At 39.9% G+C, this 25105-nt stretch carries 20 protein-coding genes; 14 read left to right on the top strand and 6 right to left on the bottom strand.

The features are described 5' to 3' along the window. Positions 1 to 434 precede the first annotated feature (434 nt). The 3 genes from HXT40_RS04300 to HXT40_RS04290 all read left to right on the top strand — a co-directional run bounded on the left by HXT40_RS04300 (position 435) and on the right by HXT40_RS04290 (position 4654). Positions 435 to 1202, top strand: coding sequence for an ATP-binding cassette domain-containing protein (locus tag HXT40_RS04300; protein ID WP_421777173.1), 768 nt, complete (start codon positions 435 to 437; stop codon positions 1200 to 1202). Next, entirely contained in the window at positions 1192 to 3270 is a 2079-nt protein-coding gene (locus HXT40_RS04295) for a YhgE/Pip family protein (RefSeq protein ID WP_421777172.1), read from the top strand. Before HXT40_RS04300 ends, HXT40_RS04295 begins: the two co-directional genes overlap by 11 nt. Positions 3271 to 3433: 163 nt before the next feature. After that, complete coding sequence (locus HXT40_RS04290; protein ID WP_421777171.1) at positions 3434 to 4654, top strand: hypothetical protein; 1221 nt, start codon at positions 3434 to 3436, stop codon at positions 4652 to 4654. A 176-nt stretch (positions 4655 to 4830) separates the two neighbouring features. Here the strand turns inward: HXT40_RS04290 and HXT40_RS04285 are convergent, their stop codons facing one another. After that, the gene (locus HXT40_RS04285; RefSeq protein WP_076002765.1) at positions 4831 to 5964 is read right to left on the bottom strand and encodes a 4-hydroxybutyrate dehydrogenase; all 1134 of its coding nucleotides are present in this window, start codon (positions 5962 to 5964) and stop codon (positions 4831 to 4833) included. A gap of 186 nt (positions 5965 to 6150) precedes the next feature. Then, positions 6151 to 7491 (bottom strand): H2O-forming NADH oxidase, encoded by a 1341-nt coding sequence (gene nox / locus HXT40_RS04280; RefSeq protein ID WP_076002766.1) that lies wholly within the window; start codon positions 7489 to 7491, stop codon positions 6151 to 6153. Between the two features lie 333 nt (positions 7492 to 7824). Here nox and HXT40_RS04275 point away from each other — a divergent pair, with 333 nt between their 5' ends. The 6 genes from HXT40_RS04275 (at position 7825) to HXT40_RS04250 (ending at position 14688) form a co-directional block, all read left to right on the top strand. After that, a complete protein-coding gene (locus HXT40_RS04275; RefSeq protein WP_410310481.1) occupies positions 7825 to 8433 on the top strand; it encodes a pyroglutamyl-peptidase I in 609 nt (202 codons plus the stop codon). A 94-nt stretch (positions 8434 to 8527) separates the two neighbouring features. Further along, on the top strand, positions 8528 to 9265 hold the full coding sequence (locus HXT40_RS04270) for a hypothetical protein (protein WP_338085953.1): 738 nt from the start codon (positions 8528 to 8530) through the stop codon (positions 9263 to 9265). Further along, entirely contained in the window at positions 9255 to 11855 is a 2601-nt protein-coding gene (locus HXT40_RS04265) for an HAD-IC family P-type ATPase (protein WP_410310480.1), read from the top strand. The genes HXT40_RS04270 and HXT40_RS04265 overlap by 11 nt, the downstream gene beginning before the upstream one ends. Positions 11856 to 11940: 85 nt before the next feature. After that, positions 11941 to 13449 (top strand): L-serine ammonia-lyase, encoded by a 1509-nt coding sequence (locus HXT40_RS04260; RefSeq protein ID WP_116432035.1) that lies wholly within the window; start codon positions 11941 to 11943, stop codon positions 13447 to 13449. A 280-nt stretch (positions 13450 to 13729) separates the two neighbouring features. After that, complete coding sequence (locus tag HXT40_RS04255) at positions 13730 to 14137, top strand: FKBP-type peptidyl-prolyl cis-trans isomerase (RefSeq protein ID WP_004107148.1); 408 nt, start codon at positions 13730 to 13732, stop codon at positions 14135 to 14137. Between the two features lie 71 nt (positions 14138 to 14208). Then, a complete protein-coding gene (locus HXT40_RS04250; protein WP_004110818.1) occupies positions 14209 to 14688 on the top strand; it encodes a GreA/GreB family elongation factor in 480 nt (159 codons plus the stop codon). A 127-nt stretch (positions 14689 to 14815) separates the two neighbouring features. Here HXT40_RS04250 and lexA read toward each other — a convergent pair whose 3' ends face one another. Further along, complete coding sequence (gene lexA, locus HXT40_RS04245) at positions 14816 to 15490, bottom strand: transcriptional repressor LexA (RefSeq protein WP_100066613.1); 675 nt, start codon at positions 15488 to 15490, stop codon at positions 14816 to 14818. Between the two features lie 217 nt (positions 15491 to 15707). Between lexA and HXT40_RS04240 the strand changes: the two genes are divergently transcribed. Continuing rightward, positions 15708 to 16085: a LysM peptidoglycan-binding domain-containing protein gene (locus HXT40_RS04240; protein ID WP_012914030.1), complete on the top strand. Its 378-nt coding sequence runs from the start codon at positions 15708 to 15710 to the stop codon at positions 16083 to 16085. 232 nt (positions 16086 to 16317) lie between these two features. Next, entirely contained in the window at positions 16318 to 16773 is a 456-nt protein-coding gene (gene nrdR / locus HXT40_RS04235; RefSeq protein WP_012914031.1) for a transcriptional regulator NrdR, read from the top strand. A gap of 61 nt (positions 16774 to 16834) precedes the next feature. Here the strand turns inward: nrdR and HXT40_RS04230 are convergent, their stop codons facing one another. Then, positions 16835 to 19111, bottom strand: coding sequence for a HelD family protein (locus HXT40_RS04230; protein ID WP_410310478.1), 2277 nt, complete (start codon positions 19109 to 19111; stop codon positions 16835 to 16837). Between the two features lie 341 nt (positions 19112 to 19452). Here HXT40_RS04230 and HXT40_RS04225 point away from each other — a divergent pair, with 341 nt between their 5' ends. Both HXT40_RS04225 and HXT40_RS04220 read left to right on the top strand, forming a co-directional pair. After that, positions 19453 to 20409 carry a nucleoside hydrolase gene (locus HXT40_RS04225; protein WP_410310477.1) on the top strand — a complete coding sequence of 319 codons (957 nt, stop codon included), beginning with the start codon at positions 19453 to 19455 and terminating at the stop codon, positions 20407 to 20409. Positions 20410 to 20551: 142 nt separating this feature from the next. Next, on the top strand, positions 20552 to 21955 hold the full coding sequence (locus HXT40_RS04220; RefSeq protein WP_102704975.1) for an MFS transporter: 1404 nt from the start codon (positions 20552 to 20554) through the stop codon (positions 21953 to 21955). A gap of 197 nt (positions 21956 to 22152) precedes the next feature. On the opposite strand, the gene HXT40_RS04215 is transcribed toward HXT40_RS04220, so the two are convergent. Together HXT40_RS04215 and HXT40_RS04210 are read right to left on the bottom strand one after the other, a co-directional pair. Then, the gene (locus HXT40_RS04215) at positions 22153 to 22332 is read right to left on the bottom strand and encodes a hypothetical protein (protein WP_116773866.1); all 180 of its coding nucleotides are present in this window, start codon (positions 22330 to 22332) and stop codon (positions 22153 to 22155) included. A 69-nt stretch (positions 22333 to 22401) separates the two neighbouring features. Beyond that, complete coding sequence (locus HXT40_RS04210) at positions 22402 to 23328, bottom strand: hemagglutinin (protein ID WP_410310476.1); 927 nt, start codon at positions 23326 to 23328, stop codon at positions 22402 to 22404. 254 nt (positions 23329 to 23582) lie between these two features. Here HXT40_RS04210 and HXT40_RS04205 point away from each other — a divergent pair, with 254 nt between their 5' ends. Beyond that, positions 23583 to 25025: an MFS transporter gene (locus tag HXT40_RS04205; protein ID WP_421777170.1), complete on the top strand. Its 1443-nt coding sequence runs from the start codon at positions 23583 to 23585 to the stop codon at positions 25023 to 25025. The last annotated feature ends 80 nt before the right edge of the window (positions 25026 to 25105 follow it).

Here is a 25105-nt window from a genome sequence, read left to right as displayed (position 1 = left end):
TATTTCTTACAATTAGTAATTAAAGACAATATAGCATGGAAGTGTTTACAACTTGTTTCTTAAGTGAATATAAAATATAAACAATTAAATAAAAAAATTAGTGTAACTCAACAATTGTTTGCACAAAAGAGTATTCTAAGTGATTAGTGGTGAAGAGTTGATAAATCACCAAATGCTCGGTTTTACACCGTTTTATTGCAACATTGCAACGTGAGTTTACCGCTGAAAAATAGCGATAAAGCAACGTGAAAATTAAAAATTGTTTTGCTAATTGCGAAAATCCAAAAATAAACAATAAACTGAAAAACTGAAAAGCTGAAAAACTAAAAATTGAAAATAGTTATTTAGAGTATTTACAGTAAGGAGGAATCTGGCGCTCTAAGCAAAAAAGATACTACGCCGTATCTTAATTGCAAACGTCAAACATACAAATTATGAAAGATAGTAAAACGCTTTTAGAAGCTAAAGAATTAGGGTTAAAAAGATTTAGAAGAACACCATTTTGGGATGTGTCATTAAAAGTAGAAGCTCATCAAATCGTTGCAATTTCAGGCGAACACGGCTCTGGAAAATCAGCTTTGCTACTTGCACTGTCTGGTTATATGAAATTTACGAACGGAACTCTTACTATTGCGGACGCAACTCTTCCTAGCGATTTCCACGAATCTCGGCAATACGTGGGATTGGGATTATTCAACGGAATTAACGAATTTTACAAAATGCAAACAATAGAAGAAGTTCTTATGAGCGAGCTGAAACTCGCAGCGCGCTCGCCTCTATTCTTAAAGCAATACAAAAATGATGTAAAAAATCGCGAAGCTTTACAGCAGTACGCTTACAACGTGCTAGCTCAGTGGAAAGTATTGTCTCCTCGTAAAACAGCAATAGGAGAGTTGACTCCGTGCGAGCGCATGCGTTTGGCAATTGCGCTTGCTTTGTTAAAAAAGCCGTGGCTGCTATTTGTTGATGGAATTGAAACGGAGCTTACTAGCGAGCAAAGCGAATGCCTATTTTCCGATATTCGCGCGTATGTTAGTAAAAATTACTGCTCTTGCCTTGTTGGAGTTTTGCAAAGTGAGTTAGAAAAGCAAGCTGATCAAGTCTTAAGACTAAGCCCAAATCATGGGGAATCAGAAAATTCTCATATTGATTCACAGCTTGGTATAAGTGAAGCAAATGGTGGTGAAAACAATGCGCGTTAATACTCTTGCTCTTGCATTTCGAGAGCTTAACAATACGTTGAAAGGAAAAGCTCGAAAGCTTGTTATTGGAACCGTAGCTTTGATTCCACTTTTATACGGATCGCTTTATTTGTGGGCATTTACTAATCCTTATAAGACTTTGAATACTGTTCCTGTAGCTGTTGTTGTTGAAGACAATGGTGCTGTGATTAACGGCAAAATGCGTAACATTGGAAACGAAATCAAAACTCGCTTAAAGAATCAAAAAGATGGTAGTGAGGGATTCCAATGGAATTTTGTAAATAGTGCTGAAGCGAATAAGGGGCTTAAAAATGGCAACTATTTTATGGTAGCAACCATTCCAGCTTCCTTCAGTAAGTGCATTGCTTCTGCGCAATATGAAACTCCTACTAAAGCAAAACTTCACGTAAAGTACGATCAGGCAAGTAATATGCTGGCTTCGCAAATTGGTAAAACTGCTTTCCATACTATGCGTAGCGAAATCAGCGAGGCGATTGCTCAAGAGTATTGGGAGCACATGTTTGCGAAAGTTAATTCAGCTTCCGATTCTCTTGGTGCTGCTGCAAACGGTGCTGGAGCATTGCATGAAGGTTCAAAGTCTTTGCAAGGCGGAATAAATAAGCTTGCAGATGGGTCGAATAAACTTTCGCAATCTTTGCAAAAACTTCAAGGCGGATTAGGGGAGCTTCAAAAAGGCGCGAATACGCTAACTGAAGCCAATGCTCGCAGCAAAGAAGGAGCTCAATATCTTGCACAAAAAACGCAAGATTTAGCAAACGGAGCCCAACAGTTAAGCGAAGGAACGCAAAGGCTATCGGCAGCGACAAGCGAATTCTATGAAGGAGCTCAAAAGCTTGCAGCTTCAAGCAACGAATTAGAAGAACATGTTAAAGCTGGAAACGCTGAAACAAAAGCACAAATTACTGGTCTTCTTATGCAAGCGAAAAACCCAGCAGTAACAAAGGAAGAAGTGCTTGCTAATTTGCAAAGTTTGGCAGAAGGATTAGGTGAAAATTCTAATCTTCTAGAAACAAATCTTTCTGCTTTAAGCGCTGGAGCAGACAAGCTTTCTGCAGGAAGCTTGCAAATAAAGGGCGGTGCTGACGCAATATCTCAAGGTATTGAAGCTGTTAATACTGGCTCAAATAAGCTTGCTGCTGGAGCGAATAATCTTGCTGACGGTTTGGCTCAAGTAAGTAACGGTAGCGAGAAACTGAATAATGGCGTGAATGCAGCAGCTCAAGGTTCTGCGAAAATAGTGAATGGTTCTGATCAGCTTAATTCCGGCGCTAAGAAGCTATCTGATAACACTCCAAAGCTTGTTGATGGTGCTAAGAAATTGCATGACGGGCTTAAAGATGCTCAAAAGTCTGGAAAAGTAAACGGTATTGTTCAAAAAAGTAAGATGATGAGCGCACCAGTTTCCTTGGAGGAGCACGAGTATTCGCACGTTGAAAACTATGGAACTGGTTTTGCTCCTTACTTTATTTCTATCGCCCTTTGGGTTGGTGCTCTTATGACAACATTCGTTTTGAGAGTTATGGATAGGCGAGCGATACTAAACGGCATGAATCCGCTTAAAAGCGCGCTTATTAGCTTGACGCCGTTTGTGATTATGGGCGTTGCGCAAGCGATTATTCTTATGGGCGTTGTTCAAGGAGCGTTGAAGTTCCAAATCGATAATGTTGTTGCATTCTACGCGCTGGGGATTATAGCGTCAATAGTCTTTATGGCTATAATGCAAATGATTATGGTGGTGTTCCGCATGCCAGGGCGAATAGTTGCGATTGTGCTACTTATGTTGCAAATCACAAGCTCTGCAGGAACGTTCCCAGTACAAATGACGCCGGCATTCTTTAGAGCTGTTCACCCATATTTGCCAATGACGTACTCAATTATGGGGTTGCGTCAAGCAATGTCTGGAAAGAACAGTGGTGAAATAGTTTCAGGCATTGGAATGCTTGTGCTTTTCGGCGTTATTGCGATTGCTATAACAAGTATTGCCTTCCGCATGAAGCGTACTGTAAAAATGTTTGATTTGCATCCTGTAATAACGCTTGATGCATAAGCGTTGCTTATCTAATACTAGCCTGCGTAAGAGTGAATAGCTTTTGCGCAGGCTTTTTATATTTAATTAACCTAAATTTACGCAGTTTTTAAATATTACAATTTAGTATTAGAATATTTAACTTACTTGCTAATAATTAGTTAAAGCTTGAGAAGGGGTGGTTATGCCTAATGAAATTATGTTGAAGCTAAAAAAATTTATTGCGTTAGTACTCTCGCTATTTCTTTTCGTACCATTATGTGCTGGATGCTCGAACCAAAAGGGCGCGAATACAAAAGCTGCTGATAATGCAAAAAAAGTTAACATTATTAATGCAAAAGTAGCAGCTTTATATAAAAAAGTTTTAGCAAACGCTGATAAATATAACTTTAATGAAGCTGATTCAGAAATTGATGCTAGCCAAAGTAAGTATTCTTACGCGTTAGTAAATATGAGCGATAGGGATATTCCGGAGCTTGTTTTGCGGAAAAATTTGGAAGGTCTGTCACTGCTGAAGTTTTTTGCTGCAAATAAAGATTACAGTGACGTTGTTTCTTCAAATGATTTAATTTGCGATGGCGCTAGAGACATTGGCGGTTTTAGAGCTGTAGTATCGCAATACGCAGACAGCAATTCATTAAGATATGTTGAGTGGTCTTCTGGAACAGGGGATACTGAGGCTTATAAGGTGACTATGAATATTGCTGACAGCAATCCTATTAAAGAAGAAAAATACTGGTCTGGAATAATCACTGATCTTCCTAAACAGAATATAAAAGATATTAATTTTGTCAGTACAGATGACACTACACTTCTCGACAATTTGGCAAAAACTGAAGATAATATTTATGAGAAAACCGTAAGTAATAAAGGCAGTGACTCTAATTCAGAGGATAAGGATTCTAAGAAGGCCGAAAAGAAGTCTAATAAGAAGTCTGACAAGAAGGCTAGTAAGAAAGCTGATTCTAAGAAATCCGCTAGTAGTGAATCTTTAGATAGCAAAATTAAAGCTGAAAAAGCAAGCGGAAGGCAGGTAGTTTCTGGAACTGTGAAGGTTTTGTCATACAACAAGGTTCTTGAATTGCAAAATATGCTAGATCCTAGTCAGGGATATTCAGATCCTAGTCCGGGATATTCAGATCCTAATCAAACTTTCATGATTCTTATTCTGGATAATAAAACCAGCGTTACTTTGCGTCAAATCGGAGATATGCGCAAGCCACCTTATCCTAGCGATGCGAGAATGTTGGCGTTTGACGATGGTAGTCAAGCTAAACAAATTATGGAGAAGTATGTGAATAAGAAAGTTTATGTGAGTTTTACGGTAGACGATGGATTCTTCCCTTCGGATGCTGGATTGCCTTTAGGTGAGCCTCATTTTCAAAATATTAAAGTTATTGAATAGTTATTGTTCAATTATAAATAGTTGAAATAGTTGCGATAAATAAAATAAATAAAATAAAGACCCCACATTTATTTGTGGGGTCTTTTGTTATTTTGCTTTCGTTTTATTCTGAAAAACTAGTAAAACATAATTAAAGTCAACAAATTCCAGAAAGTAAGTTTGCTAGAAATCTGTTTTTAGAAAGTAGATGCGTAAACTTCAGCAATAGCATCTTCGCTCATATGCATGTAGGAATTCTTCAAAAGTCGCTGCTGCTCTTTAACAACGCTTGCAGCCCAGCTTTGAATCATATCCTCGGTCATTCCATACTCGTGAAGCTTATGCTTAGGAAGAATCGTGTTAAGAACTTCGTCAAGCTTATTTAATACATCTGCTTTTTGGCATTCAAGAATATTTGCCATAAAGTCAAAAAGCTTAGAAAGTTCAGTGTTTTCTGCACTAGTGCTGCTTTCAGCATCGTGCTTAGCATAGTATCGCAAAACGCTTGTAAGAAGAGCTGCATTCGTTTCGCCGTGAGCCACGTGGAAAGTTCCACCAAGCGGATAAGCCATCGCGTGAACGCAACCGCAGCCAGCGTTACCAAACGCAATACCAGCGTAAAGACTTGCCGAAACCAAGTCGCTTACAACTTGGCTTTTTGCGCTGCTGCCTTCTTTAACAACTCGCATATAACTTTGCAAAATAAGCCCGCAAGCCTTGTAACTAAACATTTTTGTAAGCTCGGTTGCAATAGGAGAAAGTGCGGACTCAATCGAATGCGTAAGAGCGTCAATAGAGCTGGTTGCAAAAACGTAATCAGGCAGGCTCTTTAACAATTCTGGAATAAGAACAGCGTCCGTAGCATAGCAAGCATCGTTCGCCAAACCCTTCTTGGTATTGCGCTTAGTAAGCGAGAACACCGCAACGTTCGTAACTTCGGAGCCAGTGCCGCAAGTAGTTGGAACAAGAATAAGATCCGCGCCTTTTTGTGCAGGAATCTTGCCGTCAACCAAGTCTTCAAGCGGACTAGTTTGCTTCAACGCACAAACCTTCGAAATATCCAAAACAGTGCCGCCGCCAATGCCAATCACGCGCTTTGGAGTTGTGTGAATGTCACTAACGATTGCATCAACCATTGCGTCGCTCGGCTCACCCTTGCCGTATTTCTCTTGGAAAATCACGTCGCAATCAAGATTCAAATCGCCAAAATAAGGCTCCCAAATGTACTGGTTTGTAATAACCAAATCGCCCTTGCTGAGCTTGAATTCTTGCGCGAACTCGCGTGCGTTCTCGAACTTATGAATAGTTGGTTTAATAGAAAGCTGCTTCATCCTAGACTCCTTTGTTTTAATCTGCGTGTCTTATGCTAATAGTGCGCGTTTTGTGCGCTCTTTTGTGCGCGGATGATTAAAAAACCAAGCAACTGCTCCATTATAGAACAGATTGCTTGGTTTAATAAATGCGATTTAAGCTAATCAGAAAAAGTGATTCAGCCTAAACTAATCAGCAAAGTCTAATCATCCCTTCAACAAAGCCGTGTAAGCAGCCATCGTAATGTAGTTGTACGGCTGGTTGAAGTGAGGCATGAAGAAGATGTCGCACAAAGCAAGCTCTTTAATCGTGACTTTCTTTTGAATAGCCAGCGAGAACAGGTGAATTGCGGCAGACATATCGTAGTTAGAAGCCAACTGGCAGCCAACAATAACCTTCGTATCCTTCTTGTAAACGATGCGAATCTTCACCTTTGGATTCTCAACTTCCATAAACGCAGGCTTTTGAGTATCCTCAAAATCAACGTAATCAACGTCCATGCCCTCTTTTTGAGCGGCAGTCAAGCTCAAGCCGGTGCAAACAAGCTTGTAGTCGTAAATCATCATTGCGCTAGAGCCTTGCACGCCCTCGGTTTCTACAGGAGTTCCGCAAACGTTGTGACCTGCAATCAAGCCGCTTCGAACGGCGTTAGTGGCGAGCGCAATGTAGTTTACGCGGTCTCGAGCGTTGTCGTAGATTGTAGCGCAGTCGCCGATTGCGTACACGTCTGGGTCGGAAGTTTGCTGCTTCTTGTCAACAAGGAAAGCGCCGTTAGCATACTGCTTTAAGTGGTCTTTGCCGAGCGCAACGTTTGGGTGGAAGCCAATAGCGCAAATCACCATGTCGGCTTCGTAAGTGCCTTTGCTTGTTTTAACAGCCTTGACTTCAGTGTCTCCAACAATTTCTTCAACAGTTTGACCAAGTTCAAACTTAATGCCCTTATCTTCCATAATTTTCTTCAAATTGTTAGAAAACTCTGGGTCAAAGTAGCCGTTAAGAATATGGTCTTCCATGTCAATAAGAGTTACGTTCTTGCCAAGACGCTCGAATGCTTCAGCAAGTTCGACGCCAATGTAGCCTCCGCCAAGAACCACAACATTATGGAAATCGCGCTCTTGAAGCTTAGCAATAACAGTTTGCGCATTCTGGAAAAGCTTTACCATTTGCACGTTTTCCAAGTCGATGCCTTTAATACGCGGCTTGTTTGGAAGGCTGCCGGTAGCAAGAACCAGCTTGTCGTAAGAATCGTGAATAACAGTGCCGTCTTTAAGCTCGACTGTTACTTCTTTCTTTGCGTAATCAATGTCTAAAACTTTACTTTCAAGATTTACCTTAGCGCCTTTTTTAACAAAATCTTCTGGCTTCTGGTAGAACAGTCCGTCGCTGCTTTGAATTTGCTTGCCAATCCACAAAGCCATGCCGCAGCCAAGGAAGGAAATATTGCTATTCTGATCGTAAATGGTAAGCTCGTTTCCTGGGTAGCTCAAAATTGTGTTAGCGCAGGCAGTGCCGGCATGATTTGCGCCAATCTGAATGATCTTCGTCATCGGTAATCTCTTTTCGTCGTTGAATTCTGTTGAAATTATTGTATGTGCTTCAACTGCTTTGTTTAATTCACACTACTGCGCGAATGCACATCCAATGCACAATACTATTACACGAATGCGAGTCTTACCAATTTTGATTTTGTGCGTGTTGTGAGGGAGTTGTGTGGTTATTTCACAATCTGACTATCACTAATCTTTTTGCGAACATGAATTACGTAGTTGAATCCTGAAGTTTGTATACAGTTTATATACAGTGACATTCACATATGTACAGTTTTTTGTGATGCGTTTTAATGTTTTAATAAAGTGATATTCGTATGAGGGGGTATTGCGATGCGTATTTTGATTACTGGTTTTACGCCGTTTAATAATGAGTCTATAAATCCGTCGTGGGAGATTGCGCAATCAGTGCATGCGCCTGAGGGTGTGGAACTTGTTCGTTTGCAGATTCCTACGGAATTTAGCAAGGACGCGCAAAAAGTTATTGAGAAAATAGAGGAAGTTCACCCTAATGCTGTGCTTTCATTAGGGCAATTTGGTGGTTCTGCTTGTTTTAACGTTGAGTATGTTGGCATTAACTGTAGAGCTGCGCGTATACCGGATAATAGTGGGTATAAGCCTTGGTATGAGCCTGTTGTGCAGGATGGTGATGTGGCTTATAAAGCGACTTTGCCAGTTGTGAACATAGTTGATGCTTTAAATAAAGCAAAATTGCCGGCGTCTGTGTCTTTTTCTGCTGGTGCGTACGTGTGTAATGACGTGCTTTACAGTGTTTGTCATTATTGCCAGACTAAAAAATTGCCGATTAAGAGTGGTTTTATTCACGTTCCATATTTGCCTGAGCAGATTCTTGATAAGCCTACTACGAGTTCTATGAGTTTAGTTGATATGCTTCGAGGTATTGAAGTTGCGCTGCAAGTAATTGCGGATGATTGCAAGTGATTGCAGATTAATCGCCAGCAAATCTTTAATTTGTCAAATTGCATAAAATAACTCAAAACAGCCACTTATGTTGAAGGTGTGGTATAAAAGTCTTATGTTTTCTAAACGCGCTATTACTATTTTTGCGACTGCTGTCGTAACTGCTTTAGCACTGAGCACGTTGGGTGCTTGCGAGCCGCAGGGTAAAGCTGTTGGGAATACTGGTCGCGTTGGAGACATAATCCACGATGGTGTGGATATTGATGATATTCATCTTCTTGTGATTGGTTCAAAATTAGCTGCGCTTGATGACGAAGTTATGAAGCATTGTAAAACGTCAAAATTGAGTGCTTCTTATGTGCCACTATCAAATGTTATTAATCCCAACGAAGCGGCTCAGCAAGCTATTCGCGCTGCAAGCGAGCAACCTGTTTCATTAATACTTATAGACGCGCTCGACGTAACAGGCGTTGACGATCCGCATAACGCTAATAATCAATCAAATATAAAAGAGAATAACAAGCTTAATAACAGCACTCGCAATAAACAAAACGAAAGCAAAGCATGGATTTCTGCGCTGCAATACGCGCGTTACGCTGGAGTGCCAGTTGCGTTAATAAATCCTGTAAAAGCACCAAAAGACGCAACTTTATACGCAGCTACTTTGTATTTTGATAGCGATGGAAGTGGAATTGGAAAAAATATTCATGAATCTGATTTATCAAAAAATAGCGAATCTTTAAACAATAAAAGCAAGAAATCAAAATTTGAGCGTTCGTCTTTGCTAAGCATTGTTCGAGCAATAATTGACAATACGCCACACGGTAGGGAAGTGATTATAAATGACAAATAACGAACAAAACGCAATGGCATCTACAGAAATTAGCAAAAATAACGCTATTGCGGTGCTTCCTAAAGTAGAAGTTTCTGGTTTGAGCACAGAAGAAGTTGCGCAGGCAGTCTCTCGCGGAGATGTGAATATTACTTCTAAGCAGACTTCTCGCTCTTTAATGGATATTGTGCGCGCGAACGTGTTTACATTGTTTAACGCGATTATTTTCACAGCAATGGTTGTTGTGCTTGCCACTGGTTCGTGGAAGGATGCTGTTTTTGGTGTGGTAATTCTGGTAAATACTGGAATTGGCATTGTGACTGAATTAAAAGCAAAGTGCACTTTGGATAGGCTTTCTATACTTGTGGCGTCTTACGCAATGGTGCGTAGAGGTGGAAAAAATATTGAGATTCCGCACAAAGATATTGTGCTTGGGGATGTTTTGTGGCTTAGAGCTGGCGAGCAGGTTCCAGCGGATGTAGAAGTGTTGGAATCGTGGGGTTTGGAAATGGATGAGTCCATGCTCACGGGCGAGTCTGCTACAGTTCGAAAAGCAAAAGGTGATAACGTTTATTCCGGATCTACTGCAGTTTCTGGAATGGCTTTAACGCGTGTTACTGCCGTAGGAGAGCACAGTTATGCGGCAAAATTGGCGGCGCAAGCGAAAGTTTATACCAAAACAATTTCCGACTTAAGCCGTGGAATTAACACGATTTTGAAGTATATGACGATGGTTGTGGTGCCTTTGTGTGTGCTGCTTGTGTGGTCGCAAATGCACAAGGTTGGCGGATTTGTTGAAGCTTGGCAGACTGGTGCTTGGAGGGGAGCTGTTGTTTCTGCTGTTGCAGGCGTTGTTGGCATGATTCCAGAAGGATTGGTTCTTCTTACTTCGCTTAATTTTGCGGTGGCTGCTATGCGGCTTGCTCGTAAGCAAACGTTAGTTCAGGAGTTGGAATCTGTAGAAACTTTAGCGCGCGTAGACTGCTTGAATCTGGACAAAACTGGCACTATAACCGACGGTGGTATTGCATTCGTTGGCGTGGAAAATCTAGATAATAGTGGTGCCGAAATATCTTTGCAGACCAACTTGCAAACCAATCAAGCTTTATTCGACTTATCAAATGAAGAAAATCCGAACGCAACAGGTGTTGCGATTATGGAAGGGCTTGGCTCTAAAGGAGTTGCAGCTAGCCAGCATGTATCTAACCGTCTTCCATTCTCTTCTGCTAGAAAGTGGAGTGCTGTGCAATATGTACAAAGCAGTGGAGAGCGTGCAACTTGGTATATGGGTGCTCCGGAAGTGTTGCTCAGCGCGATTGATTATGCAAATACTAATGAACTTTTAGCGAAAGTTAATTCTTATGCGGAGCTTGGTGAGCGCGTGCTGCTGCTTGCAAAAGTAAGTAGCGATAGTAGCAGCGTAAGTAGCGTAACAGAAACAGATAAAACTTTTGGCGATTCTCCAACTATTTGCGTAAATGCTCATCCTATTGCTTTAGTTCGCTGCTCTGAGCGTATTCGTGACGATGCTCGCAAAACGCTTAAATGGTTCCGTGAGCAGGGTGTGCGTTGCCGCGTAATTTCGGGAGATAACCCTACAACAGTTGCGGCTGTTGCTGCAAAAGTTGGCTTAACAGGAGATCGCAAGCCTGTTGCAATGGACGCTAGAAAATTGCCAGAAGATATTAACGAATTGGCTAAAGTGCTTGAAAATGTGGATGTGCTTGGGCGTGTGCTTCCTCATCAAAAGAAGGCGATTGTTCAGGCGCTTCACACTCAAGGTCATGTGGTTGCTATGACTGGTGACGGCGTGAACGATACTTTAGCTCTTAAAGAAGCTGATTTGGGCGTTGCTATGGGCAACGCTGCTCCTGCTGCAAAAGCTGTAGCTCAAGTGGTTCTTGTTGATTCACGATTCTCGCATTTGCCTGATGTTGTGGCTCGCGGTAGGCAAGTGATGGCAAATATGGAACGTGTGGCTGGCTTATTCCTTGTAAAAACTGTTTATTCTGCGCTTATTTCTGCAGGAGTTGTGCTTCTAGCGTTGCACTTCCCGTATTTGCCTCGTCACATTACTTATATTGGTTCTTTAACTATTGGTATTCCAGCATTTTTGCTCGCTCTTGCGCCTAATACTCGTAGATACATTCCAGGTTTCTTGAAGCGAGTTGTTCGTTTTGCTGTTCCTAGCGGATTTGCTATAGCTGCTTCTGTGCTCGCTACTGCTGTTATAGCTCCGCGAGTTTTGGGATTAAATCTTGACGATGTTGTTGCAAATAATTTGATAGCATCTCGTTTTATTGTTTCAAACGTGCAAGCTTTGGCAACTACTCGCAGTATTTGTTCCGTAATCGTATTTGTTCTTGGCATACTCGTGCTTGCAAGCGTTGCCAAGCCGTTGCGCTCGTGGAGAGGAATTATGGTTGCGCTATTTGCTGCAGCTGGAGTTGCTGGAGCTTTTATACCGTTTACTGCAAAATTCTTCGAAATTCACGTGCCGACTGCAGGAAGCGCGTTTACTGTAATGCTTATAGCTGTTGTTTTAGCTGTAATCTTATGGTTTGTGTGCGTGAGTTTAGCAAACTTGTTATCTAAACAAAGTAAGAAGTGAACAATCTAACATATTTCTCATGTAATTAGTGTGTCGACGTGAGCTTAATGATGCTTACAATAGATACGTGTTTAGTATTTTAGAGATGTTTTCAGTAGGCGTTGGTCCTAGTTCATCACATACAGTAGGTCCTATGCGAGCTGCGTGTTCGTTTGTTTCATCGCTTAAAAAAAGTGGTAGTCTTGCAAACGTTGCGCACGTAAGTGTGACTCTTTACGGATCACTGTCTTTAACAGGTCTTGGTCATGGCACTGATCGCGCTTGCGTTGCAGGTCTTGAAGGAAATCTTCCAGATAATGTAGACACTGATCATATGCTTACTATTCGTCAGGAATGCAAAAAAACTGGAACTTTAACGCTTGCAGGGGAGCATACTATTGCTTTTGATTACGACAAGGACGTAATTTTTGAAAAATGGATGCGAATGGTTGTTCATCCTAACGGAATGCGTTTTGTTGCAACTGATTCTGACGGAAATAAAATCGATGAGCAAGTTTGGTATTCAATTGGCGGCGGATTTATTCGTCAAGGGTGTGCAGATGATGCAATGGTTGGCTTGCATGAGCGTGTTACTGAGCAAGATGAAAATAATGCCAATAAGAATGGTGTAAGCGAGAATAATAACGAAAGTAATAACGGAAATAGTAGTGATAATGCTGCAAGCTCCTCAAATCAAACAAAAGATTCCACTGTACCTTATCCTTTTACTTCATGCGACGAGCTTATAAATATTTGCCGAGAAAAGCATATGTCAATAAGCGATGTTGTGTGGCAAAACGAGCTTGCATTGCATGAAGGTGATGCTGACTACGTGCGCAACTATTTGCTGCATGTTTGGAAAGTTATGAGTAAATGTGTAGAAAACGGATGCAACTCAAAGCAACCGATTTTGCCAGGAGGTCTTGATGTGCCTCGCAGAGCTCCTCACATGTATGAGCGTTTAGCTGCAAATTCAGACATGCTTCGCAACAATCGTCGTCGTTCGGATGCTGCTTTAGAAAGTTCAGACTCTGCGTGGGTTAATCTTTTTGCGCTCGCTGTTAGTGAAGAGAATGCTGGTGGTGGGCGTATTGTTACTGCTCCAACGAATGGTTCTGCAGGAATTATTCCTGCAGTATTGCAGTATTATTGGCGATTTGTTGATTCTGCTAATGAAGACGGAGTTGTGCGATTCTTGCTTGCTGCAGGTGCTGTTGGTTACTTATTTAAGCGAAATGCTTCAATTTCTGGAGCTGAAGTTGGTTGTCAAGGAGAGGTTGGTTCTGCTTGTTCGATGGCTGCTGCAGGATTGTGCGAAGTGTTGGGAGGGACCCCGGAACAGGTTGAAAATGCTGCAGAAATCGGTATAGAACACCATTTGGGATTAACTTGCGATCCTGTAGGCGGTTTGGTACAAATTCCTTGTATTGAGCGCAATGCTATGGCTGCAAATACTGCAATTAATGCTGTTCGAATGGCAATGCTTGGAGATGGCTCGCACATGGTAAGCCTTGACAAAGCGATTAAGACTATGAAAGAAACTGGTCATGACATGATGTCTAAATATCGCGAAACCTCAAAAGGTGGGCTAGCTGTAAACGTTGTTGAGTGCTAATTTGCTAATATTTTTGCATTAATTCGTTGATGTTTTGAGATTAATTTTTGCTAAGTTATACACAATGCGTATATTTCATGTACATACGTAACGTTTCAGTGCTAATCTAGGACAGGTTAATCTAGGAAGTGTTAGTCTAAACTGCATTTATTTGAATGTGCATTTACTTAAATGTACTATTTAAAATGCGCTGCTTTAGTAATGCAGGATGGTTAAAAGCTGTCTGTGTAGATGTTATACTGTTCAGATTATACTGTTTGGAGTTTGTAAAGGAGGAAATATGGCACAAGATATGCCAGAAGTGATTGCAGAATTTGGCACTACGCCAACGGTGACGTTCCCTGAATCTGAACCGCCAGCAGGTCTTAAAGTTGTTGAATTGGTTGAAGGTAATGGTCCTGTAGTTCGTGCAGGTGACACTGTAACTGTGAATTATCATGGTGTGGTTTGGGGTAGCGACAAGCCATTTGATTCAAGCTTTGCTCGTCATACTCCAGCTAGTTTTGGTATTGGTGTCGGTCAAGTGATTCAGGGCTGGGATCGTACTGTTCCAGGTCATAATGTTGGATCTCGTTTGTTGATTTCTATTCCTCCAGAGTATGGTTATGGCTCTCGTGGCATACCGCAAGCCGGTATTGGCGGCGGAGACACGTTGGTATTTGTTGTTGATATTATTTCAACTCGTTGATAGAAGAGCGTGAATTTTATTTACGCGCGCATAGTTTTTATTTTTAGAGATTGTTGTATAAGGAGGTAGCAATGGCTGAAGAAAAAACTATTTTACTTACGCAGGAAGCGTATGACAAACTAAAAGAAGAGTTAGCACATCGTGAAGGTGAGTATCGAGAAGAAATCACTGAGCGTATTGCTGCAGCTCGTGCTGAAGGTGATTTGTCTGAAAATGGTGGTTATCAGGCTGCTCGTGAAGAGCAAGGAAAGAATGAAGGTCGCATTAATGAGCTTATTGTAAAGCTTCGTAATGCGAAGATTCTTGAAGCTCCGAAGGATGGCACTGTTGGCAATGGTTCTTTGGTTACTCTTGAGCTTGCAGGTCGAGAAATGACTTATGTTCTTGGTTCTCGCGATATTGCTGTAGCTACGGATTATGACGTTATTAGCCCGGAATCTCCAATTGGGGCAGCTATTATGGGTGCTCATGCTGGTGATACTGTTAGCTATGCAGCTCCAAATGGACGTGAAATTTCAGTGACAATTAAGGATTCGCATCCACTTGCGTAAGTTGCGTAAGTTACATGATTTTCATAATCTGCATAAGTTGATTTTATAAATATTATTCTCCCCACTTAGTCCATATTTTGAAATAAGTGGGGAGAATATTTTTTGAGGGGTTGGTGGGTAAGTTCTATTATATTTTTCGCAAAACTGTAACAACTTTTCCCATAATAGTTGCGTGTGATCCGTCAATAGGAGAGTAAGCCGGATTATGTGGAATAAGCCATACGTGACCGTGGTCATTTCTGAAAGTTTTAACAGTTGCTTCGTTATCTAACAGTGCTGCAACAATGTCTCCATTTACAGCCTCATGCTGCTCTCTAACTACTACATAATCGCCATCGCAAATAGCGGCGTCAATCATCGAATCGCCGTGTACTTCAAGCATAAAAAGATTTCCTGTACCTGTAAGACGTTCTGGCAATCGCATTACATCTTCAATATGCTGTTCTGCTGTTATTGGAGCTCCTGCTGCGATTCTTCCCACTAGAGGAACATCTCTAGAATTTATAACAGAATCAGATTCGTATGCGCTAATATTGGCAACTCTTGAAGAATTTTTATTAATTTTGTTATTTGAATTGTTTTCAACAATTGAATTATCAAGAATTTCAATAGCGCGACCTTTATTTGCATTAATTCGCAAAATCCCTTTATCTTCAAGTGTTCGCAATTGATGTTTCACAGAAGATGGGCTTCTAAGTCCAACCGCTTCTCCGATTTCGCGGAAAGAAGGAGGGAATCCATGAATTTTTATATTGTTTTGGATGGCATTGATAATATTGCGTTGGCGGTCAGTAAGTGACATTGCGCTAATATCACTAGCATTAATGCCATTGTTATCGTTATTTGTGCCATCGTTATTCATGGTGCTCCTTTCGCTTTTACTATTTTAACGCACTTTCTTAAAAAAATCAAACATCTGTTCGACACGCCGTTGCAACTATCGAACAAATGTGTCATTATTAATACATCTGTTCGATAGAACAAATGTTCAGTCGATTAAGGAAGGAGAAAGGATAATTATGAGTACGTCATTAATTAGAAGTGGCAGGGAAGTTAGAGTAGGTATGCAAGAAAATACTTATTTGATTCGTAAACGCTGCGTTTCTAATAAGCATGCGCGCAAAACTAGAGTTTTTCGTGTAACTGTACTTTTGATGACAGCAATAACATTCTGTACATTGTTTATGCCAAAGACTGCTGTTTCTGCAATACCTGAAAGAGTTGTTACATATACAGTTCGTCCTGGAGATACGTTATGGAATTATGCTGCTACTATTACTCCTAAAAACGGTGATATATCAGATAATGTAGAGCGTTTAATGGCTTTAAATCATCTTTCTTCTGAAGATTTGGTTATCGGACAGTCTATTAATGTTCCATTAAATGATGCTCAATAGTTGATTGAGTACAAATAGTATGAAAATGGGGGAAATATGAGAAGGGAAAATATTACTATATTTGAGATTGAAACTGATGAGCTAAGTTTTACTGAAAATGATGATGTAATATTCAGTGTGTTTTATGGAGTATTTCGGATTATGGACAATAAAATCGTATAATATTCGGAAATATTTGAATAAAGTGAATAATATTATGTAGTTTTTCGCTATTTTTTAGTATGCTGAATATATGCATTGTCCTTTTTGTAAGAATTCTGATACGAAAGTTATAGATACTCGTATCAGTGAAGATGGTTACTCTATTCGCCGTAGACGTGAATGCCAAGTTTGTGGTAATCGATTTACTACGGTGGAAACAACTCAGTTGCTTGTAATGAAGCGTTCAGGCTCTATTGAACCTTTTGATCGGGCAAAAGTTGTTGCCGGTGTTAGCAAAGCATGTCAAGGACGTCCCATTAATGCTGAAGCGTTAAAGACAATTGGTATGCGAGTAGAAGCTGATTTGCGAGCACGAGGTTTAGCGCAAGTTACATCTGAAGAAGTTGGCAAAGCTATTCTTAAGCCATTGCGTGAATTAGATGAAGTTGCATATCTTCGTTTTGCAAGTGTGTACCAAAACTTCGCAGGTCTTGAAGATTTTGAACATGCCATTGAAGATTTAAAGCGTAGTAAAACAGAAAAATAATAATTTTATCGATTATTGTTACAGAATATCTATTCCCTGCGCTTTTGCATTATTTTGAGTTCTATTTCTCAAAATTTGCGTCATCTGCAGTGCGTATTATATGCAATTTTTGAGTTGGTCTAGTCATTGCAACATATAGATTGGCTGCAGCAGTTAGTCTAGATGCTGCTTCCTGCTCAATTTGAGAAGGTTGCAACACTATGACAGCGTCATATTCAAGACCTTTTACTTCCTCAGCTGTGCAAACGCTGCATTGGCAATCATCGGCATTTTGTTTGTTTAACTGATTCCATAATTTTTCAGGTAATGCATGTTCTAATGCTTGATTTACAACCTTTTTAGCATGGCTAACTATACTGTTAGGAGTAATGATTGCAATACGACCACTACCATCATCAGAGACAAATTTTTCGAATAGTTTTATACAAGATTCTGCAAGTGCAGTATCGAGTTCATCTTGTGATTCAACCGTTTGTGATACGAGTGAATCAGGTACTGAGCGAACTGCATGAACAGTAGAAATGTATAATCCTGAATCTGTTGCAACTTTGCTTGCTGCTTCAGAAACTTCACTAGGATTTCGATAATTAATTGTTAACTCGTAAAGATCCCAATTTGGTTCTCCAAATAGAGAATTCATATTCTTCTGCCATCTGTGAGTTCCTCCGAGCGCAGAAGTTTGTGCAACATCGCCAACAATAGTAAAGGAGCGTGAAGGACAACGACGAATAAGCATTCTCCAATCCATTGCTGTAAGCTCTTGAGCTTCATCGACAACTACGTGACCATATGTCCACTCGCGGTCAGAAGCTGCTTTACGGGCAAGCATTCCTGCATCGTCGCCTTGCAGATTATCAAGAAGCATATCAGCAGTTACTATGCCATTTCCAATACCAGCTTGTGCTAAAGTGTCAGCTGCAAATTGTTGTTCTTCAAGTTTTTTTGCTTGTGCTGCAGATCTTTGAGCGTCAAGTTTTGGATCAGGACCGAGCAATTCCATAGCTTCATCAAGTAATGGAATATCAGAACGAGTAAGCGGGCTGCCCTTTGGTCTAGTAAGTGAGTTAATGTCTTCGTCGCTCAACCAAGGTGCGTATGTGCGTAATTTGTCAGGTTTAGCAAAAAGTTGGTCAATGAGCCATTCTCCAGTCATAGGTAACCATGCAAGATTTAAAGTAATGCGCAGTTTATCGTCAAGACGAAGTTGAGAAGTTATATCGTTTAATTCAGCTTGATCTGGAACATAATCAAGTTTTTCCAAATAACGATTTTTCAATATGCTGAGCACGGTTTTTATAAAAGTATTTCGTGCCTGGTTATGCGGCTGGTGAGTCCGTTGAGCATCTGATTGAGCTATCTCAATATCTTCTTTTAGAAGAGGAATACTAAATCCTCCAACATGAATTGTTGGAAGATTTTTAGGAACGCGAATACGAGCGGCAATTGCATTCGCAATAACTGTTCGCATACGATACATTCCTTTTAATTTTGCTGCGTATGGAGAATCTTCATCTGTAGCACAAATTCCAGGAATTAAGTCGGAAATAGTTCTACTTACTACACCTGTTTCACCAAGAGAAGGGAGTACTTGATCAATATAACGCAAGAATGCCGAACTTGGACCAACAATAAGAACTCCTGAACGCTCAAGTTTGCGCCTGTGAGTGTATAACAAATAGGCTGCTCTGTGCAAAGCAACAGCTGTTTTTCCTGTGCCAGGACCTCCCTGTACAACAATAGTGTGATCAAGAGGAGCGCGAATAATTCGATCTTGTTCTGCTTGAATAGTGGCAACAATATCAGTCATTTTGCCGGTTCTGCGAGAACCTAAAGATGCGAGCAGTGCTCCTTCACCAGTAAGAGTACCTTGTTGTGAAGCTTTTCCTATTTCATCAGAATGTATGTCAAGTACTTCATCTTCAACACCAATAACGTCTCTGAAACGGAGTGTAATATGACGACGCATAACAATATCGCCATGATGCGAAGGGGTTGCCTCATAAAAAGGTCGTGCAGCTTCAGCGCGCCAATCTGTAAGAATAGGATCATGGTTTTCGCTAAGCAAACCAATGCGACCAATGTATCGCCTAATGCCTTCTGTGTTATCAAGTCTTCCAAAAACAAGACGATCTTCAACAGCTCGTAATTGTGTAAGACGATCTTCGTACATGGTTGCGAATGAGTCGCGCTCTGTGCGCTGTGTTGGTGAACCGTGCGAACCTGACGCGCGCACAGCGTCTAAGCGCGCGCGAATAGTATTACGCAAATCATCTAGACGGCTATAAGCTCGGTCAACAGCTTGTTGTTCTTCGCTAAGTTGTGAGGAATAGGTAGACATACGCTTCCATTCTTCGTAAAATCTGCAGCCAAATCAAAGCCAATTTTTAGGCATTTAAGTGTATCTCGAGGCATAAACCACTGATTTATTTCGTGTTGTAATCTAAATTAAAACAAGCTAAAAGCTTAGCGAATAATTGCGTTTTATTTTGCCGCAAAAATATAATCTAAACATATGTTTATAAGGGTTGATTTTGAATTATAGAGAGATAGAATTCTTGAGTTGTGAAGCATAAAACGATGAGGTTGACGCCTACTAGTTTGTTGCAACTTAGAAATAAACAGAATGGCTTACTGCATCACTGTTGATGTAGTGAGTTTGTAATCAGAAAGGTAGTTCACATGAAGAAGCTTATTCTTGATTTGGATACTGGTGTTGATGATACCTTAGCAATTTCTTATGCTCTTGGTAGCCCTGAGGTTGAGCTGATCGGTATTACTGGTACGTATGGCAACGTTTTAATGGAACAGGGCGTTCGTAATGCTCTTGCTTTAACAGATTTATTTGGACATCCAGAAGTTAAAGTGTATCGTGGTTTGCCGCATGCGAGCAAGAAAGATTCGTTTGAAGTTCTGCCTATTTCTGCATTCATTCACGGTGACAATGGTATTGGCGATGTTGTTATTCCAGATTCAAAGCGTGAAGCTGAGTCTGAGCCAGCTGTTGATTTCATAATTGATGCAGTTAAGACTTATGGCAAGGATCTTATTTATGTTCCAACTGGTCCTATGACAAATATTGCTGCTGCATTGCATAAGGCTCCAGAAATCAAAGATGAGATTGGCAAGATTGTTCTTATGGGCGGCGCGCTTACCATTCATGGAAACGTAAACGCTTGGACTGAGGCGAATATATCTCAAGATCCAGATGCTGCAGATGTACTCTTCCGCTCTGGCGCTCCAGTAACAATGGTTGGCTTGGATGTTACATTACAGACTTTGCTTACTTATAAGGAGACAAAGCAGTGGCGTGACCTTGGCACAAATGCTGGCAAGTTCCTTGCAGATATGACCGATTTTTACATTAAGGCATATGAGACAACAGCTCCGCACCTTGGTGGCTGCGGTTTGCACGATCCGTTGGCTGTTGCAGTTGCTGTTGACCCAACGCTTGTTACAACGCTTCCAATCAATATGCAAGTTGATGTTGAAGGCCCAACTCGTGGACGCACAATTGGTGATGTTACGCGCTTGAATGACCCTGTTAAGACAATGCAAGTTGCTGTTGGCGTTGATGTTCCACGATTCTTGAACGAGTTTATGACGCGCATTTCTGGCTTGGCAAAAATCGCTGGATGAGTGTGGATTTTACGCGTTTTTAATTCCGTTTTAACTCCGCTTTTTGTTGTTCGACACGCCGCAAATCGCAACATTTTCCGCAATATGCGACGTGTCTTATTTGCCAATGTAAAAACTAAAAATATTAATTGATTGGATTATTATGACTGAGATTGCAAAATCTAGCGCGGTAGACCCATACGAGGATCCAAAAACCCGCGACAAAGTGGCGATTTACTCGCTAATTTTACTTCTTATAACCTTTATTCTTGGAACATTGTGTTTGCAAGGATTTAATCTGGTATTCGATCAGATTGGTAAAGCTGTTGGCGCGCCTGATCAAGCTTCTCTTATTACGAGTTTGCCAATTATTGTTTTAGGCATTGTGTGCTTTATTTACGGTTCTTTGGGTGACTTTGTGTCGCTTCGTAGACTCATAACAATCGGACTTGTAACACTGTTTGTTGGATCGTTGTTTGGTTTTATTGCAAACTTCTTCTTCACTCCAAACTTGTGGACTGTTATTATTGCGCGTATTTTACAAACAGCTGGCGAGCAGGTAGCAGGTTCTTCCTTCCTTGTTATTGCAACTAAGTATTTGCGCAACGATCTTAAGGTAATTTTCTTTGGACTCTTTACTGCTGCTTATCAGCTTTCTGCTTCTATTGGCGTTTTTGCTGCTGGTGCTCTTAGCTCTATTGCTTGGCAGTATTTGTTCTTGATTCCTGCAATTACTATTCTGTTCTTGCCAGTTCTTGTTAAGTGCTTGCCTACAAAGAATGGTATTGGTGGGAAGATAGATAAGCTCGGCTTTACAGTGTTTGGTATTGCTGTTGCATTGCTGACTTTGTTCTTCTCGTACAAGGCATGGGGATTGTTGCTTGGATCCATCGTGCTGTTTGTTGTGTTTGCTGGCTATATTATGAAGGCAAAGAACCCGTTTGTAACTCCTGCATTCTTTAAGAATAAGCGTTGGCTTTCGGGCATTGTCTTAATATTCATCTTCTACTTTACTAACTATTGCATGCCTCCAATTTACAATGTGATTGGCGGTGCTTTGTATCATATGAGCACTGAGGCAGTTTCTTCCTACCTTGTATGGGCATTCGTTGTAGCAGCAGTGTTTGGAACATGCTCTGGAACAATTATCGGTTTTATTGGACGTAAAGCTGGCATTATTATAGCTGCTGTTCTTATGATTCTTGGATGGGTTGGAGCTGCTGTATTCATCAATTGCGGATTCCTTGTTCTAACTTTGTGCGCATGCGTCTACTACGCTGGTTGCGGACTTATGTATTCGCCAATCGTTTCAACGGTTCTTAGCGCATTGCCTGTTGAAGAATCGGGTCGTGGATGCGGTATGAACGATTTAGTTATGAATGTTACAGCATCAATCGGTATTTCCATTTTCAGCGGTTTCTTTGGCGGAAACTTGCTAAAAGGATTCTCTTTTGCTGGAATCCAAGGCTTAGGTGCAGGTTATTCTAACTTGCTTATGATGGGCGCTATTGTAGCCTTTATTGGCTTAGTAGTTTACATTGCTCGTAGCCTTATGGTTAAAGAGTAATTATTATTTACTCAATATGTTAGTGGTCACTATCTTGCAGTCATCTTTGGCTGCGTGGATAGTGACCACTTTTTTGTAGTCTTATGCCGCGCATTTTTAAACTAACATAGTTTTTACGCTAACATAGTTTTTTCATGCGCTGAATACTAATCTTTTGATATTGTATTGGTGAAGCTTATTTCTAATGATTATTTAAATTAATTGTCGTTATAGCCAAAAACATCACTTTTTAGTACGTCTTTCCACCATGATTCTCTGCCTCGAACAAAATCATCATCAACTTTCGCATTAAAAATTAAATCTGTAGTAAGTGAGTCTTTGTTGTTTTTGTTAAATATAGAAGCAGTCAATTTGTAATCTTTAACAAATTGTGCCAAAATTAGGCGTTCAAGTATACCTCGACGCTTATACACCGAGATTGTATTCCTATGTCGATCTAACGAATATTATTTGCGAGGATCTCCGAACCAAGCAGAGTAAATCAATGAAAAGTTGCGATTTCCATATGCTGAGCACGAATTTCCTTCGCCGTATCCAGCTTTTAACGATTCTATATTTGGCTGATAAGGAGTATAGATATAAAGCAATGCAGTAGCCTTATTTTCGATATAAACATTGCTAGATCCGCATGATTTATTTGGCGAATATTGAATTGTGTTAATCGTGTTAGGGTGGTAGTTATATTGATCGTTATGAAGAAGATAATATCTATATCTTCTTGCGGAACCAATTACTTGTTTAAAGAATCCTGCAAAACGTGGGTTGCAATGAGAATCATCTGGACAATCTAATCCCATAGCTGATTTGTATTGGAAATCGCTAGGATTAGTGTCTGTTACAAGATGTTGTTCTTTTTGCAGCATGGTAAGTAATACTCGTTGACTGATATGACATGCTTTTGCTGATTTGTATATTATGTCTGCAGAAGATTCTTTGCTTACACTTTGATACTTTGAGCATAGTGAATCGGCAGGAATAGTGTGAGTATTAAAGTACGCATTTTTTAAGCAATTTTTACCAGTGCATTTTGCTCCTTTTTTGCGTATAAAATTGCGTACTTCGTCTTTACTCATTGCGTTATCGTCAAAAAATTGAGAATCAGAAATAATATTGCCTGGATTAAAATCAAAGCGTGACACAAGTTGTTCTTGTTTGTTGCGAAGATTAGAAACAGTCTGTTCCCAACGTATCCACTGAACAACAGGAATGATAATAGCAATGCCTATGACAGCAATAATAATGTTTCGTAAAATTTTATTGGAGTAAAACTTATGCTTTAATGAACTGTTGTTTTTATTGTGATGAGCACCACTATTATGTTCACTATTTAGGTTGACATGAATAGAATCATGTTTCTTTCTTCTCTGCACCATGTTTCCTCCTACTTAGCTTGTTACATTATAAGTGATATGCGAATCATTTTATTATTGTGATTATTTTTTAAAATTGTTCCTAACTTTTATTGTTGATTGTAACTATCAAACTGTAGAATTATCCGATTGAGTAGCTACGCGCGAAGAATTTGTTGCGATTAACTTTAGATTGTTAGAGCAGATTGATTTATTTGCAGTAGTTTTCTGCATAAATATTTGGAATTATTAGGCTGTTGTAGGGGAGTAAGACGGTGATGATTGGGACTAAACGATTTGATTGTTCTTCTGTGGATCCTTATGATGACCCAGAAAAGCGCGATAAGGTTGCTGTTCGTGCGTTAATACTACTGCTTATTACATTTGTTATTAGCACCTTGTGCTTGCAAGGTTTCAATCTTGTTTATAAACAAGTTGGTATAGATGTGAAAGCTGTTGATCAAGCGTCTCTTATAACTGGTTTACCTGGCATTATTTTAGGAATTGTATGCTTTATTTACGGTTCTTTAGGCGACTTTGTGTCATTAAAAAAGCTAGTAACTATTGGATTAACATCTTTGTTTATAGGCTCAGTTTTTGGATTTGTAGCTAATTCTTGTTTTGAGCCAAATTTGTGGACAGTTATTGCTGCTCGTATTATGCAAACAACTGGTGAACAAGTAGCAGGTTCATCATTCTTAGTAATTGCAACAAAATATTTGCGAAATGATTTGAAAGTTATCTTCTTCGGATTATTTACAGCATCGTACCAGCTTTCTGCATGTATTGGAGTGTTTTCAGCGGGATTGTTAAGCTCTATTGCTTGGCAATATTTATTCTTAATTCCAGCATTAACTATTCTAATATTGCCGGCATTATTGCATTATTTACCAACAAAAAACGGCAATGGTAAAAAAATTGATGTTGTTGGTTTTACAGTCTTTGGATTTGCTGTTGCATCTCTTACATTGTTCATTTCATACAGAAACTTGTTGATGCTTATTTCAGCAATTATATTGTTTATAATTTTTGGTATTTACATTAGTAAAGCTAAAGAGCCGTTTGTTACACCAGCTTTCTTTAAAAATATTCGTTGGCTTTCTGGCATAATTTTGATGGGCATAATATACTTCACAAATTATTGCATAAGCCCACTGTTCAATAGAGTTGGAAAAACTTTGTATAACATGACTACTTCACAAGTAGCTTCTTATTTAGTTTGGGCTTTTATTGTTGCTGCAATATTCGGTTCATGCTCAGGCTTAATAATTAGTCGTATAGGAAGAAAAACAGGTTTATTATTAGCAATATTGTTTATACTTTGCGGATGGATTGGTATTGCAGTATTAATAAATTCTGGATTCTTGGCTATAGCTTTGTGTGCATGCATTTATTATGCAGGTTGTGGAATGGTGTATTCTCCACTGGCCTCAACAATTCTTTCATCTCTTCCAGTTGAAGAATCTGGCAGAGGGTGCGGAATGAATGATTTAGTTATTAGTGTTTCTGCGTCTGTTGGTGTAGTAATTTTTGACGGAATATTAGATAAAAATATGCTGAGTGGAAATTCTATAACGGGTGCTTCTGGTATTTCGTCTGGATTTGCAAACATATCTCTTATGTGTGCTGCTGTTGCATTATTAGGAATTATCGTATTTACATTCAGAAACTTTATTACTAAAGAAAGCAATGCAATTGAAGTAAACGAAGATCAAGAATAAGACCAAAATAATAGTAAAAGCAAAAGCAATAGAATTATAATTGGCAATAGCTTAGCAACTGTGCAAATAAAGTTTGTTTG

It is taken from the genome of Gardnerella sp. DNF01180P, from assembly GCF_049244205.1.
GTDB lineage: Bacteria > Actinomycetota > Actinomycetes > Actinomycetales > Bifidobacteriaceae > Bifidobacterium > Bifidobacterium swidsinskii.
This window is presented reverse-complemented; position numbering and strand designations above follow the sequence as displayed.